The organism is Bacillus sp. BR3(2024), from assembly GCF_039134555.1.
Classification (GTDB): domain Bacteria; phylum Bacillota; class Bacilli; order Bacillales; family Bacillaceae_G; genus Bacillus_A; species Bacillus_A cereus.
The window spans coordinates 1,601,118-1,616,423 of sequence record NZ_CP152433.1 but is presented as its reverse complement, the minus strand read 5'-3'; the positions used below and the strand labels follow the sequence as shown (position 1 = coordinate 1,616,423).

The following is a 15,306-nucleotide window of genomic DNA, read 5'->3' as shown; positions in this document are numbered from 1 at the left end:
AACATAAAAATGAACATCAAAAAAGCCAAGATTCTATACTAAGAACCTTGGCTTTCTCTATTACTCTTTTGGAGCAATCATTTTCTTTGGATCTACAATTTCATCAAATTGCTCTTCTGTTAGTAGCCCAGATTGCAATGCTGCTTCTTTTAAAGTTAACCCTTCTTTATGAGCATGCTTCGCAATTTTCGCTGCATTTTCATATCCGATATGTGGGTTTAGCGCTGTTACAAGCATTAGTGAACGATTCACATTTTCATTAATTACTTCTTCATCTGCTTCAATACCAACTGCACAATTGTCATTAAACGAAACAATTGCATCCGCTAATAAGTGAGCTGATTGTAAGAAGTTATAAGCAATAACAGGTTTAAATACATTTAACTCAAAGTTACCTTGGCTCGCAGCAAATCCGATTGTTGCATCATTCCCCATCACTTGCGCTACAACCATCGTTAATGCTTCACTTTGCGTTGGATTTACTTTCCCTGGCATAATAGAGCTTCCCGGTTCATTTGCTGGAATAATAATTTCTCCAAGACCACTACGTGGACCACTTGCAAGCCAACGTACATCGTTAGCGATTTTCATTAAATCCGCAGCTAATGCTTTTAATGCACCGTGAGTATATACAACTTCATCATGGCTCGTTAATGCATGGAACTTATTTGGTGCAGAAACAAATTGTTTACCTGTAAATTGACTAATTTCCTCTGATACCATCTCACCAAATTTAGGATGAGCATTGATACCTGTTCCAACCGCAGTTCCACCAATTGCTAACTCTTTCATATATGTATTACTCTCTGCAATCATACGCTCTGTTTTTTCAAGCATACGGTGCCATCCGCTAATTTCTTGCCCTAAAGTTAACGGCGTTGCATCTTGTAAATGTGTACGACCAATTTTTATAATATGTTCAAATGCAGTTACTTTTTCTGCTAAAGTTTCTTTTAATTTCGTAATTGCTGGTAATACGTGATTTTCTACTGCGATTACACAAGCTACATGAAGCGCCGTTGGAAATGTATCATTTGAACTTTGTGACATGTTCACATCATCATTCGGATGAATATGTACCTCACATCCCTTCTCTTTCAAAATGTGATTCCCACGATTTGCAATTACTTCATTCACATTCATATTTGACTGCGTACCACTACCTGTTTGCCATACGACAAGCGGAAAATGTTCATTCCATTTCCCTGCAATGACTTCGTCAGCTGCTGCAACAATTGCTTCTGCTTTTTCTTCTGATAGCTTTCCTAATTTTTGATTGGTAAGTGCTGCACTCTTCTTTAAAATTGCAAATGCTTTTACAATTTCAAGCGGCATTTGCTCTGTTCCAATTGGAAAGTTTTCTTTACTACGTTGTGTTTGTGCTGCCCATAATTTATCAGCTGGAACTTTTATTTCTCCTAATGTATCTCTTTCAATTCTGTACTCCATGTTTTCATCCCCTTGAAAATATAATACCTACATCTCTTATAATAACAGACTTTCTCTTAAATGATAAGAATTCTCACTCTTATATATAGATATTCTATATTTATTTTAAAAAATTCCTCTTGACCTAAACTTAAGTTTAGGCTGTATCCTTTCCATTGTAACCTACTATAACACTACTGGAGGAATTCAATATGAAAAAATATGCTTTTATAACAGGTGCAAATAAAGGAATTGGATATGAACTTGTTCGTCAATTAGCAGAAAAAGATTATCACGTATTTTTAGGTGCTCGCAATGAACAACTTGGACAACAAGCCGTAGAATCTTTAAATGTTTCAAACGTTTCCTATATTCAAGTAGATATTTCAAATTCACAATCCATTCAAGAAGCAACAAAGAAAATTTACGAAACGACTGACCACTTACATTTATTAATTAATAACGCAGGCATAGCGCTAGACTTCAATATACTACCTAGTGAATTAAATATTGAAACTTTACGCCAAGGATTTGAAGTTAATTTTTTTGGAACTTTCCAAATGATGCAAGCCTTTTTACCATTATTAAAGAATTCGAGCAACAGTAAAATACTAAATGTAACAACTGACATGGCCTCACTAACAATGTTTGCTAATGGTGAAACACATCCAATTAATACACTAGGATATAATTCTTCCAAAACAGCTATTAATGCTTTAACATTAGCTTTTAGTAATGAATTTGCCACTAACGGTCCAGAAGTATTTGGGGTAACTCCTGGTTTTACAACTACGGATCTTAATGGAAATTCCCCCGGTGGCCATACAACCACTGAAAGTGCTAAAATTATTATTAAATATGCATTAAGTGAAACAAACTATAATGGTAAAATACTTAACAAAGATGGCATTATACCTTGGTAATAAAAGGATGAATGATATGTATTATACAATTGGTCAAGTCGCCAAAATGCAACATTTAACTATTTCTCAAATACGTTATTACGATAAACAAGGACTGTTTCCTTTTCTGCAAAGAAACGAAAAAGGAGATCGAGTTTTTGATGAAGAAGCACTGAAATATTTAGAAATGATTTTGTGTTTAAAAAACACCAGTATGCCAATTCAAAAAATAAAACAATTTATCGACTGGTCTATGGAAGGAGAATCTACCATCCTTCAAAGGTTAGAATTAATGAAACAACAGGAGACCAATGTCTTACAGCTCATGCAAGACACTGAAAAAAACTTAAAAAAGATACAACAAAAAATTGCTAAATATGAGAATGAAATTACTTTAGCAAATGCTATTAAAAAATAAAAAAATTACCTTCTACATATTGTAGAAGGTGATTTTTATTTTATGATGCTTGCTTTCCTTTATCTGCATCATCTACATACCAGATGAATTTGCCTGTATATCCGTAAATAACTGCTAAAATTAACGATACGAAGCTTAACCACATAAACGGAACGTATGAGAACGTTGCTACACCTAAAATACCAGCCATAAAAATACCATTATCAGACCATGGAACCATACCTGAAGTTAACGTTCCACCTACTTCTGAGTTACGCGCTAATACACGACGGTCTATTTTTAATTTATCATAGCTATCTTCCATAATTTTTGGTGTTAAAATTAGTGATACATACATCGCACAACCAAATATATTAGCTAAGAATGCCACGATTAATGTAGACAATGTTACATTACCTGCAGAATTTAATTTCTTCTCAAATTTTGATACGATTACTTTTAAAACACCTAGTTTTTCAAGTAATCCACCAAATCCTAAACCGAAAATAATAACGGCTACTGAGCCAAGCATGCCGTTAATTCCACCACGGTTTAATAACTTGTCAACAAACTCAACACCAGATTGAATTGAGAATCCGTTATAAGCTGTTCCAATCGCCTCTCCAAAGTTCATCCCTTGGAAAAGAGTTGCCCAAATTGCACCAATTAAAGCTCCCATTGCAATTGTTGGCATAGACGGTTTCTTCATCGCTAATAGAACGATAACAATGACCGCCGGAACAAGCATCCATATTTTAATATCAAATTGCTTTAATAAAGCTTCTTTTAAAAATTCTACTCGATTCAAATCTACATTATCGCCGCCATACATCCAACCAGCTACAGTAAACATAATACTAGTAATAATATAAGCCGGAACATCTAATACGAGCATAGCTCGAACGTGAGCAATAACATCTACTTTCGCCATAGAAGCTGCAAGAACTGTGCTATCAGAAAGTGGTGATAATTTGTCGCCGAAATAAGCTCCTGAAAGAACTGCACCAGCAACAAGCGGAAGTGGTAAACCAAGTCCTTCACCAATCGCCATCATAGCAATACCTGCTGTTCCCACTGTTCCCCAAGACGTTCCTGTTGCGATAGAAGTTATAGAACAAATAATTAATGTTGCTAATAGGAATATGCTAGGGTGAATAAATTCTAATCCATAATAGATTAATGTTGGTACTACCCCACCAGCAATCCATGTTCCAATTAAAGCACCTACTGCAACTAAAATCAGTATCGCTTCTAATCCGTTAGAAATCCCTTTCGTAATTGCATCTTGCAATTCTTGATAACGAAATCCTAATCTTAATCCAAGCGCAATTACTAAAAACCATGAAATAAATAGCGCTAATTGAATTGGGAGATCAAAAATCGTTTGGAAGGAAAAGACAACAGCAAGAAATAGTAATAAAAGAACTATGATTTCTAGCATCGATGGTAATCTTACACTTTTCATTTTTTTCTCTCCTTACAAGTCGATAACATGACGTATGTCGTCTTACATGTATGTAATATACAATTAGCGAAGACAAAACAAAATTTTCATATTATTTCGATTTATTTTTCCAGTATAATATATTCACAACCCTTTCTATTGTAAAAGTAGATTACGTTTTTCGCAATGAAAAATATAAAAAATGTTGTATTTTTATTTATCCCGATATTTTCGGCCAATAAGACCTCCGCCTTAAAATTCAGTAAGTGCAAAGCACTTGGGTAAGAAATTAACTACTGTAAAATTCCGAATCGATATGAACATATTAAAGCTTCACTTTATTTACAAGGTACAATCCCATACTAACTTTTTTAATATTTGTTGCAACAAAACTTTTTACAACTATCTTCACTTTTTAATTAACACCATTATTGTCCACATAAAAACAGGGCACACATCCTTAAAATGATGTATGCCCTATCTTTATTTATACATATTTTGTATTTCTTCTTTATTTTTAAGTATTTCCTCAAACTTATCACTACAACCCTTCGGAAATAACACTCCCAGTCCATATGAATGCGCAAATTGAAAATGAGGGCACTTCGCTTTTACCTCATCCCAAAACTTATACACGCCGAAATCACCACTTCTAACTTCAATATCATGAAATAATACAATACCGTTTTTCGCGACTTTCGGTAGCCATGTATTATAATCGTGAGAAACAGCTTCATACGTATGATAGCCATCAATATGCAACAGATTTATCGTTTCATCTTGAAACCGGTCTACAGCATCATCAAAAGTAGATCGAATTAAATTTCCTATATTAAGGTAGTTATCGCTCACTACTTTTTCTACTATTTGAAAAACCCCTTCTCCATATGGACCTGTATGCCCATCTCCAGCCCAAGTATCTACTGCAAAGCATTTAGTCGATAACCCTCCATCTTTTACTCCTTGACAAAAACTGAAGAAAGAAGCACCTAGATGTGTACCTAACTCAACTAAAGTTTCTGGTTTTTCAAATCGTACTAAGTCATATGCAAAATCTAAATGTCCACTCCACGCAGATTGTGACCGAATAATAGGACTAAATGTTTCAAATTCAAATGATGGTTTATGAGTAACCCAGTTCATCGCATAACTCCTTCTGCACATATTTTTAACAAACCAAATTACTCTTATCTTTATTTTTTTATTGCCATGATTATGATTCTATTTCATGAAAATATGAAGAATTTATTCTTTTCTATTGAGGTAAAGCATCATATACATATGGGTCAGTTGGCTTATTAATTTTCTCGATTTTGTTTACTTTTACAAGTGGAAAGACTGTTCCTTTATATGTCGTTTCATCTAATAATCCTGTTATTTTCACCCATGTTTCTTCTGGAATTTTTTCAACATTTTTCCCGGTAACAATCATCCCCCAGACTGATGCATCCGCAATACAACAAGTTATACCATATCGAGCCACTACTGCTTTATTACCCGTCACATCTTTATCCTTATATATAAACCCTAAGAATGTAATTTCTTTCCCTTTAAACCAATTGACATTTTGACCAATTACATTCATTGTTTGAACATAATCCTTATCCTTTACTTGTAGTTTACGCTGTCCTAACATACTTTTTACTACTTGCTCTTCCGTTTTATAAGTCGTTGCTAAATTTGATGTTTCTTCTGGATCAACTGATACTTCTCGCCCATCAAACTTAACCTGTTTCCCCTCTTTTTCGTTCCTTTCCAGACTTCTCGCCTGTACACTTTGATTCATACCCCTTTTTCCTGCTAAACTTCCATCAATTGTTACACTTCCAAAGAGAAAAGCACTAACTATCGGAACAACAAATAAAACATATACAAAGAAACTTTTTATCCCTGATTTTGATGTTGTATGATGTTTACAACAATTACAATCATGCTGTTTTTCTCTTCCATCTCCCCAAACTTGTACAATACCAAAAATTAAAATTACTACAAAAGCTATATACGTAAATTTGATCATTTTTGGAGCAATAAAATTATAAATATTCCCTGTTACAAGTAGTTTAAATAAGAGCATTGCTAAACCAATTAAAATAATGCCACGAATATAGCAATGATATGCCTTCTGCTCTTCGTTCCCCATTCTTTCTCACCTCCTATAACATTATGATTTGCAGGATGGTATACACAGATACAATGACAATTCCCATCAAAAAGAATACAAATCTCTTTTGAAAATACGCAAATAGCATTAACGTATTTTTCATATCAAGCATAGGCCCAAACACAAGAAATGCAAGAAGTGCCTTTACCGAGAAAACATGTCCAAAAGATGCCGCTATAAAAGCATCGGCTGCAGAGCAAATTGATAAAACATAACCAAATCCCATCATAATAAAGGGGGCAATTACTTCGTTATGTGCTACTGCATCCAGTATATTCCGATCAAAAAACGTTTGAAATACACTTGCTAAAAAAGCACCAATCAATAAATACTTACCAGTATCAAAAAACTCATCTACAATGTGATTCATAACATCTTTCCAACTCTTTTTTTTGCTTGTTTGAACTGAAACCTCTACGCCTTTTAAAACATTTCTTTCGCGATAGCAATAATACACAATTAGACCTATGAATAGAGCAACTAGAATTGTTATCCCAAAGCGTGCATATACAACGTAATCATTTTTTGGAAACGCATATACAGTAGATAAAAGAACAACTGGATTCATAATGGATGCACTCATTAAAATAACAATGCCTACATGAAGTGGTAACCCCTTTTGAATGAGCCTTCTTACAATTGGTATAATGACACATTCACACATTGGAAAAAGAACTCCCACAAATACTGCTGGAATCATTGCAACAATTGGAGATTTCGGCATTACTTTTTGAATCATATCTTCCGTCACAAACACTTGAATACATGAAGAAACAATGACCCCTAATAAAATAAAAGGTATTGCTTCAAAAATGATACTTAAAAATACCGTATTCACATTCAACCATTCCTGCGGCATATTTTTATGCAAATTTACTAGACTTGTAAAATCTACAAAAAATAATAAAAAGAGAAACATAGCGATAAGAGCTATGCCTACTACTTCTTTTGAAACTCTATTAAAGACCAAGCTTCTCGCCTCCATTTTATTTATATGTAAACATGTGCTTGTCCAAATGCTTCATACTACAGCACAAATTTTATAGTCTATTTCTATTCTTAAATCGTAATCATTATGATTTATTATTGATTTTTCTTTTCCCATCGTTTAATATAAAACGTAATCATTACGATTTAAAGGAGAGATCATTTCATGAAAAAAGTACCTATCACTGTATTAAGTGGTTTTTTAGGATCTGGAAAAACTACCTTACTACATCACATTTTGACTAATAAGAATAACTTAAAAGTAGCTGTTATCGTTAATGATATGAGCGAAGTAAACATTGATGCATCTCTTATAAAAAAGGGTGGTTTTTCACGTACGGAGGAAAAACTAGTAGAAATTCAAAATGGCTGTATTTGTTGTACACTACGAGAAGATTTAATGATAGAAGTGAATCGTCTTGTGGAAAATGGTGATATTGACTATATTATTATTGAATCTTCTGGTATAAGTGAGCCTATTCCAGTTGCTCAAACGTTTACTTATACAGACGAAGTTCTTAACATTGATTTAACGAAAAATTGTCGCCTCGATACGATGGTTACAGTTGTAGATGCAAATAGATTTTGGGATGATTTTGCAGATGGAGAAAGTTTATTAGACCGAAAACAAGCAATCGATGAGAATGATACCCGGGAAGTTATTGATTTATTAATAGATCAAATTGAGTTTGCAAACGTAATTATTCTTAATAAGATAGATTTGCTAGAAAAAGAAGATGTGATAGAGCTTCATCATTTACTAAAAAAATTAAATCCTAATGCAAAAGTTCTTGAATCTTCGTTTAGCAAAGTACCATTACAAGAAATTTTAAACACAAATCTATTTAATTATGAAGAAGCCAGTCAATCGGCCGGCTGGATACAAGAATTAAATAGTGACCATCATACACCGGAAACTGAAGAATACGGTATCAATTCCTTTGTTTACCGTCGCAAATATCCTTTCCATCCCAAGCGCCTTATGAATTGGCTAGAAAAATGGCCTTTAGATGTTGTAAGAGCGAAAGGATTCTTCTGGCTGGCATCTCGTAATAATATGATAGGGCTTCTATCTCAAGCAGGTTCCTCTATTACAATTCAAGGAGCCGGTGAGTGGATAGCGGCATTACCTGAAACTGAAAGAAATCAAATGATTACAGAAGAACCAGAAGTATTGAAAAACTGGGATAAACAATATGGAGATCGAATAACCGAACTCGTATTTATCGGAATTGATATGAACCGTTCTTTAATTGAACAATCATTAGATAGTTGTCTATTAACAGAGAAAGAAATGAAACAAAACTGGAATACATTTATTGATCCTATCCCGGCTTTTACTTATACTTCATAATAATTAATAAAAGGCTTCAGTAGAATGAAGCCTTTTTACTTTATAGCACTCTTATTTAATAGGTTTGCTTTAATTATAAATACAATTGTACCTAAAACAATTAATATAGCATATACGATACCAACTACCCCCCCTATTTTTTCTAAGCCAAGCGGTAATATTATAGTAGCAACTCCAACTATATAAGAAAATGCTCCTGAAAGCTTCGCTAATTTATTTTTATCTCCAACAAACGTTTCTTCTTGATATCCTGCTAACAAAAACAACCTCTTTTTCACATGTATTTGATACCCTAAAAAAATGATAAGTAACCCAACAAATAAACAAACTAAAAATCCAGCTAACATATCCTCCCCCTCCTCTACAATATTTTACTATACATAAAAAAAATAAAATTAGAAATTTCAGTTTATTAACGAGTCATTCTGTGATATATTGCATATTGTATTCAATTTGTATTTTTAGAAAGGAGAATTTTAGATCATATGGATTCAAATCGATTAAAAGGAATTATAATGGTCATAATCGGTGCTTGTTTATGGGGCTTGTCTGGTACAGCTGCACAACAACTTTTTCAATATGACAATGTTTCAACCGAATGGTTAGTTACGATCCGTTTACTTATATCTGGAATTATTTTGCTCATTATTTCCTCATTCGGAACGAGAAAAAAAGAGATATTTGGCATTTGGAAACAAAAATCTGATGCTATTAAAATGATTTTGTTTGGTCTATTCGGTATGCTTGCTGTACAGTATACGTATTTCGCTTCAATTAAAGAAGGAAATGCTGCCGTGGCAACATTATTACAATATTTAGCTCCTATATTCATCACTGTATACTTACTTTTCAAATGGAACGTTCGTCCATCAAAAATTGATTTCATTTCAATTACCCTTTCATTAGTAGGCACTTTTCTCTTACTAACAAACGGGTCTGTTCATAACTTGGCTGTTTCTACACCAGCTATTATTTGGGGTATTTTATCTGGATTATCTCTCGCTTTTTATAGTTTATATTCAAAGGAATTGTTAGAAAAATGGTCTTCCTCCGTTATCGTTGGATGGGGCATGATTATTGGGGGTATTGGTGTAACGATTGTACACTTTATTTCTACAAACGAATTCATTTTATTATCAACTATGAAATATGTAAAACTAAGTACCCTACCGCTCATCACATTTGTCGTCATTTTCGGGACACTTATTGCCTTTTATTTATACTTAGACAGCATACGATACCTGACTCCGAAAGAAACAACATTATTTGGTTGCACAGAACCACTCGCAGCTATTATTTCTTCTGTACTTATATTGCACGTGCCATTTCAATCTTTTCAGTTATTAGGCGCTTTTTGTGTCATTGTAATGGTGCTCATCTTAAGCCAAAAGCCGGATGAAGGGAAACAAAAATTAAAGCTTGTTCATGCAAAAAAGGAAAATATACAATGAAAGGATTGAATTCACTATGCCTGTCCCTCAAAATTATAAAAAACCAGGAAGAATTTCAGCAAAATCACTCGTTTTAAATCAACTACAAAATTGGATTATTGAAGGTGTACTGAAGCCCAATGAAAAAATTAATGATGGGGAATTGGCTGAGGCACTAGGAGTAAGCAGAACACCTGTAAGAGAAGCACTTCAAATATTAGAGCTTTCTGGATTAGTGGAAATGGTACCAGGGCAAAAAACAAAAATTGCTCCTATTAAGTTAGACGACGTATCTATCATTTATGAAACGATGGCTGGTCTTCACTCTATTATAGGAAAGCAAGCTCTTCAAAACATTACAGACGCTGATATTCAACTACTTTCTGAAATAAATGATCATTTTCAGCACTCTATAGAGAAAAAAAACGCAAAACAAGCTTTAGAATTAGATATACAATTCCACAATACAATTTCTTCTATTGCTAAAAACCAATATATTGAACCCTTTTTAGAAAATATGCAACTTCACGTTTTACGTCTTGAATATTTGTTTTTCCAAAACTTTGTTCCAGCAAGTCAATCTATTGAAGAACATCACTCTATCATTCAAGCATTACAGAAGCAGGACGAAAAACAAATGGAACAAATAATGACCCAAAACTGGCTCCGTCCCATGAAAGAAATACAAAAAATAATTTCTACGAAATAAAAAGAGAGCTGGTTACACAAAATCGTAACCAGCTCTCTTTTTACTAATCTATATAGCTACGCCTGAATATTCGCATAATCTTCCATATCTTCATACTCTTTTTCCAATTCCTCTAAAGACAGCTCGTATAATTGTCGGTCGCGAATCTTAAACACACCTGCTCCAATTAACTCATCAATTAAATGCCTCTTACGATTTTCAACAGCAAAACGGAGTTGACTACTCATCTTTTAAAAAACTCCTTTCTACGATCATTGAAAATGATAATCTCTATCAATTACCACTTTTGATTATAAAAGATGACTCTTTATAAGTAAAGTAATTTCATGAAATATTTACCTTGCAAAGTACTTGTGGCCACATTATATATATGTATGCCGTGCGAAAAATGTTATGACACTTTTTCTTATCCTTTTTCTTTCATACTTTGCAAGTTGTCTCATCATGATTAAATTCACCATCTATTTCTACTTGAATGGTGACATGTTCTACATGAAATTTCTCCTTTAATACATACGTAGCCTCTTTTAATACACTTTGCGTTTCATTCCCTTTAATAATAAGATGACATGTTAATACTTGAAAATCTGATGTGACAGACCATATGTGCAAATCATGAACTTCTTTGACAATCGGAATATTTAATAACGTACTTTTTACCTCTTCAACATTTATGTGCTGTGGTGCACCTTCCATTAATATATGAACCGTATCACGTGTTACACGCCATCCACTAATAATGACTAAAATAGACACAAGAATACTAGCAATCGCATCTGCAGCAGTCCATCCGAAAAATTTAATAAGTAACGCAGCAATAATCGCTCCGACGGAACCCAATAGATCGCCTAGTACGTGCAGGAAAGCACTTCTTAAATTCAAATTACCTTTCACATCTCCGCCTCTCATTAATATCCAAGCTGATAAAATATTAATAAGCAGACCAAGGACTGCAATAATGAGCATCCCATTACTAGCAATCTCAACTGGTTCTTTAAAACGACGGATTGCTTCAATAAAAATGTATACCGAAATGACAATAAGAACGACACCGTTACATAATGCTGCTAACATTTCGACTCGCTTATACCCGTATGTTTTCGCAGTTGTTGCTGTTTTTTCTCCGAGTTTAAACGCAAGTAAACTTAAAGCTAAAGATACTGCATCACTTAGCATATGCCCCGCGTCAGATAGTAGTGCTAAGCTATTTGTTACAAATCCACCAACAACTTCTGCAATCATAAAACTTGTTGTTAGTAGGAAGGCAATTAGTAACGCCTTTTTATTTTTTGAATGACCATGATCATGCGAATGTCCCATACTTATACTCCTTTAAGTACAATATCTGTATGTTAGTATGAAACAAACTCCCCATCTTTATCCCGAATTGACTGATTGTAAACGCCCGCTTCCTCTGTATACACACTTCGCTATTTTTTAAACAATCCCTTTTTCTCAAATAAAACAAGACTACTTCTTTTTTATTTTCATATTGTTTACTAATGAAAGAATTTTTAAGGAGGTTACTTAAATGAAACGTTTATTTCTCTGTATGGAACGTGAACTTGTTGTAGTGAAAGAACACAATGATAACTATGAAACGACTTATCACTTACAAAATATGCAACCTACCTGTATCGCTGTTGATCCATTTCAAAAGAATCGTGTATATTGCGGAACATTTGGACGAGGTCTATGGTTAAGTGACGATAGTGGGGATTCATGGAGACCAATTGGAGATTCTTATCGTTACTTTGATTTCCCTAAAGAAGATGGTATTTTGCACTCCTCTATCACTTCCATAACAATAAGCTCAAATGAACAAGTTAACGGATATGGTGTCGTTTATGTCGGCACAGAACCGAGCGCTTTATTTCGCTCTGAAAATGGTGGTGAAACGTGGACTGAACTTAAAAATATGAAATCATTATTATCTTCTTATACGTGGGCATTTCCGCCTAGACCTTTTACCCATCACGTACGCTGGATTACAGTTGACCCAAATAACCCTAATACAATACACGTTTCAATCGAAGCTGGTGCTGTTATTCAAAGTAACGATAAAGGGCATACATGGATTGATAAAAAATTCGGTGCTCCTATCGATGCTCATCAATTACTTATGCACCCTAAAACACCAAATCGCCTTTATGCATCATGTGGTGACGGATTTATGGGCGGACCTGATCGTGCTTATCTTGAGAGTTATAACAATGGAAACAGTTGGATCTCATGTAGTGCAGGACTTGAACATCATTATTTATACAGCATGGCTATCGATCCAGCTGATTGTGATACGATTCTCGTTTCTGCTGCGCCAAGTGCTGATCTCGCTCATCATCGTATCCCTTATGAATCTTATATTTATCGAAAAACGAAAGATACTCCGTTCCAGCAAGTACAACAAGGACTACCATCTGCAATCGGTACAGTCATTTCGATGTTTGCTACAAACGAAGCCGAACCACATACGTTCTACACGTTAAATAACAATGGCGTCTTTCAATCCAATGATAGCGGCGAATCGTGGGAACAACTAAACATTCCGTGGAAAGATGAATATAAAACGCAGCATCCGCATGCACTACTCGTCATTAGTTCTTAACGAAAAAAGACTGCCTAAATGATTTTAGGCAGTCTCTCTTTTATTTCTTTAAATCAATGACAATATCATCTAATACAATATCTTTACTCTTCGCTTCTTTTTTCGGCACTTCTATTTTCTTCTCTTTTCCATTCACATACTCCACTCCACCATGATTTTCAGGTGTATGAACTCGCAAGTGTACACGAGGTGTAACGATAAGCTTTGTTGCATTTTCGTTTAGTTTTTGGAAGGTGGCACTCCAATGGATATTGTAAGGATCGTTGCCACTTCCCCCATTTCCTTCACCCGAATAAATATTCCCTAAATCATCCTTAACCGTCAATTCAACATCTACACTATCCCATTCTTTCCTCGCGCCCTTAGAAACCTCTTGATTGTAATAAAGAATAAATGAAACTGGCGATATTGCGACCTTTTCCATATTTGCTTTTATACCTTCTTTTTCCGAACTCCCGCCAATTGTTCTCTCTTTACTATCCACTGATTTTACAGTTAACGCGAAATTCCAATTACCTTGTATTGATTTTTTCCTATCTGGCATCTCTATTCTCTCTATATTCCATCTAAAGTTTACTTTGTCCTTTTTATTGCTATCATGATGCGTCGTTGTTACCATACCTACATACTTTTTTTCAGTAACTTTAGTCATTTTACCACTGCCTGAACTACCATGAGCGTCCATTATATCCAATCCACCTAATATGATAGGATCCTCCCCTAAGTCCTGCTCACTTTCCAGTGAATACGTTATAGATAATGTTCTGCCATCAGAAATTACATCATTAATGGTAACCTTAACCCCATTACTCTCTCTCGTCATATTCAATTCAGTCGAAAACTCTTTATAATTTTCATATAACCCCGTTCTACCATTATCTAAAAATCGGAATATGTCACCTACAATTGGCAACCCTCCAGCATATGTAGGAAAACCGATACCAAGAGTTGCAACTGATAATCCTACTAAAATAGATGCAGCAGCGACACCTTTTTTCCAACTTTTCATCTTTTTCTTCGTACGTATCGATTGTTTTACATTACGCTTTATTTTTTCTTTTTCAATTTCAGAAGCCTCAATTTCCTCAAGCTCTTTTTCATCTATATCAATATCATTTAATAGTTCATAAATGTCTTTCATATTGCACTACCTCCAAAACTAATATTCGTAGCATTTTGTTGTAGTTTCTTTTTTCCCCGGTACACTCGATTATCGATTGCTGCCCGGGTTAATCCTAACTTGTCACCTATTTCCTCTGTCTTCATACCAAGTAAATATTTCATAATGAACACCTTTTGATCTAGCGGTTCTAATTGATTAATGAGCTTCAATAATTCTTCCCTATCTTCCATAACGATTAATTCGTCTTCTGCTGATTTTTCTGTACTAATATAAAACTCATCTGAAATGATTTCTACTGTTTTAGTCGATTTCCGGTAATAATCAATTGCTTTAAACTTCGCAATCGCTGCAATCCACTTTTTAAAATCACTCGGCTCTCCATGAAATTTATTTGCGTTATTCCAAATGGAAAGAAATATATCGTTTATACATTCCTCTATGAGTCCATCATTTTGAATTGGGAGTAGAACTTTATGCGTGATCCCCTTTATGAGTGGTAAGTATGTATCGACAACAAATTCTAACGCGTCTTCTTTTTGCCGCTGTAATCTTTTTATAAAATTTTTCTCATTTGATTTCATGTAGCGATTCCCCTTATTGTTTTGTAAAAGCTTTTACATCCTATATAACGTCTGAAAAAATTTTTTCTCTCATCTTTTTTATTTTTTGTATGTAATGGAATACTTTCCCTTAGCCATTGTCTCACATAACTATGCGTTCAAAGAAAATTTTCTCAAGTCTGTAATTTAATTCATGTAGTACACTA

Annotated in this window: 16 protein-coding genes; 6 read left to right on the top strand and 10 right to left on the bottom strand. The window is 34.2% G+C overall.

What is annotated here, in order from left to right; translation table 11 throughout:
• Positions 1–60: 60 nt before the first annotated feature.
• On the bottom strand, positions 61–1,449 hold the full coding sequence (gene fumC / locus V7S45_RS08460) for a class II fumarate hydratase (protein WP_342761733.1): 1,389 nt from the start codon (positions 1,447–1,449) through the stop codon (positions 61–63).
• Between the two features lie 191 nt (positions 1,450–1,640).
• Here fumC and V7S45_RS08455 point away from each other — a divergent pair, with 191 nt between their 5' ends.
• Together V7S45_RS08455 and V7S45_RS08450 are read left to right on the top strand one after the other, a co-directional pair.
• Positions 1,641–2,351, top strand: a complete 711-nt coding sequence (locus V7S45_RS08455) for an SDR family NAD(P)-dependent oxidoreductase (RefSeq protein ID WP_342761732.1) — start codon at positions 1,641–1,643, stop codon at positions 2,349–2,351.
• Between the two features lie 16 nt (positions 2,352–2,367).
• The gene (locus V7S45_RS08450) at positions 2,368–2,748 is read left to right on the top strand and encodes a MerR family transcriptional regulator (RefSeq protein WP_016122254.1); all 381 of its coding nucleotides are present in this window, start codon (positions 2,368–2,370) and stop codon (positions 2,746–2,748) included.
• 40 nt (positions 2,749–2,788) lie between these two features.
• On the opposite strand, the gene nhaC is transcribed toward V7S45_RS08450, so the two are convergent.
• From nhaC to V7S45_RS08430, 4 genes are all read right to left on the bottom strand, one after another.
• Complete coding sequence (gene nhaC, locus V7S45_RS08445; RefSeq protein WP_000843992.1) at positions 2,789–4,192, bottom strand: Na+/H+ antiporter NhaC; 1,404 nt, start codon at positions 4,190–4,192, stop codon at positions 2,789–2,791.
• Between the two features lie 462 nt (positions 4,193–4,654).
• Entirely contained in the window at positions 4,655–5,314 is a 660-nt protein-coding gene (locus V7S45_RS08440) for a class I SAM-dependent methyltransferase (RefSeq protein WP_001104669.1), read from the bottom strand.
• Positions 5,315–5,426: 112 nt separating this feature from the next.
• A complete protein-coding gene (locus tag V7S45_RS08435) occupies positions 5,427–6,311 on the bottom strand; it encodes a TIGR03943 family protein (RefSeq protein WP_025686973.1) in 885 nt (294 codons plus the stop codon).
• 13 nt (positions 6,312–6,324) lie between these two features.
• Positions 6,325–7,317 (bottom strand): permease, encoded by a 993-nt coding sequence (locus V7S45_RS08430; protein ID WP_176397868.1) that lies wholly within the window; start codon positions 7,315–7,317, stop codon positions 6,325–6,327.
• Between the two features lie 168 nt (positions 7,318–7,485).
• Between V7S45_RS08430 and V7S45_RS08425 the strand changes: the two genes are divergently transcribed.
• On the top strand, positions 7,486–8,673 hold the full coding sequence (locus V7S45_RS08425; RefSeq protein ID WP_006923257.1) for a GTP-binding protein: 1,188 nt from the start codon (positions 7,486–7,488) through the stop codon (positions 8,671–8,673).
• 35 nt (positions 8,674–8,708) lie between these two features.
• Here the strand turns inward: V7S45_RS08425 and V7S45_RS08420 are convergent, their stop codons facing one another.
• On the bottom strand, positions 8,709–9,020 hold the full coding sequence (locus V7S45_RS08420; RefSeq protein ID WP_006923259.1) for a DUF3784 domain-containing protein: 312 nt from the start codon (positions 9,018–9,020) through the stop codon (positions 8,709–8,711).
• Between the two features lie 138 nt (positions 9,021–9,158).
• On the opposite strand from V7S45_RS08420, the gene V7S45_RS08415 reads away from it, so the two are divergent.
• Positions 9,159–10,124 (top strand): DMT family transporter, encoded by a 966-nt coding sequence (locus V7S45_RS08415; RefSeq protein ID WP_000378080.1) that lies wholly within the window; start codon positions 9,159–9,161, stop codon positions 10,122–10,124.
• Between the two features lie 16 nt (positions 10,125–10,140).
• Positions 10,141–10,812 carry a GntR family transcriptional regulator gene (locus V7S45_RS08410; protein WP_002023787.1) on the top strand — a complete coding sequence of 224 codons (672 nt, stop codon included), beginning with the start codon at positions 10,141–10,143 and terminating at the stop codon, positions 10,810–10,812.
• Between the two features lie 56 nt (positions 10,813–10,868).
• Here the strand turns inward: V7S45_RS08410 and fbpA are convergent, their stop codons facing one another.
• Both fbpA and V7S45_RS08400 read right to left on the bottom strand, forming a co-directional pair.
• Positions 10,869–11,039 (bottom strand): Fur-regulated basic protein FbpA, encoded by a 171-nt coding sequence (gene fbpA, locus V7S45_RS08405; RefSeq protein ID WP_000098302.1) that lies wholly within the window; start codon positions 11,037–11,039, stop codon positions 10,869–10,871.
• A 193-nt stretch (positions 11,040–11,232) separates the two neighbouring features.
• A complete protein-coding gene (locus V7S45_RS08400; RefSeq protein WP_000510035.1) occupies positions 11,233–12,132 on the bottom strand; it encodes a cation diffusion facilitator family transporter in 900 nt (299 codons plus the stop codon).
• Between the two features lie 211 nt (positions 12,133–12,343).
• Here V7S45_RS08400 and V7S45_RS08395 point away from each other — a divergent pair, with 211 nt between their 5' ends.
• Entirely contained in the window at positions 12,344–13,417 is a 1,074-nt protein-coding gene (locus tag V7S45_RS08395) for a glycosyl hydrolase (RefSeq protein WP_088344824.1), read from the top strand.
• A gap of 40 nt (positions 13,418–13,457) precedes the next feature.
• Here the strand turns inward: V7S45_RS08395 and V7S45_RS08390 are convergent, their stop codons facing one another.
• Complete coding sequence (locus tag V7S45_RS08390) at positions 13,458–14,558, bottom strand: DUF4179 domain-containing protein (RefSeq protein WP_088363385.1); 1,101 nt, start codon at positions 14,556–14,558, stop codon at positions 13,458–13,460.
• Positions 14,555–15,121, bottom strand: coding sequence for a sigma-70 family RNA polymerase sigma factor (locus V7S45_RS08385; RefSeq protein ID WP_016122244.1), 567 nt, complete (start codon positions 15,119–15,121; stop codon positions 14,555–14,557). The genes V7S45_RS08390 and V7S45_RS08385 overlap by 4 nt, the downstream gene beginning before the upstream one ends.
• Positions 15,122–15,306 lie beyond the last annotated feature (185 nt).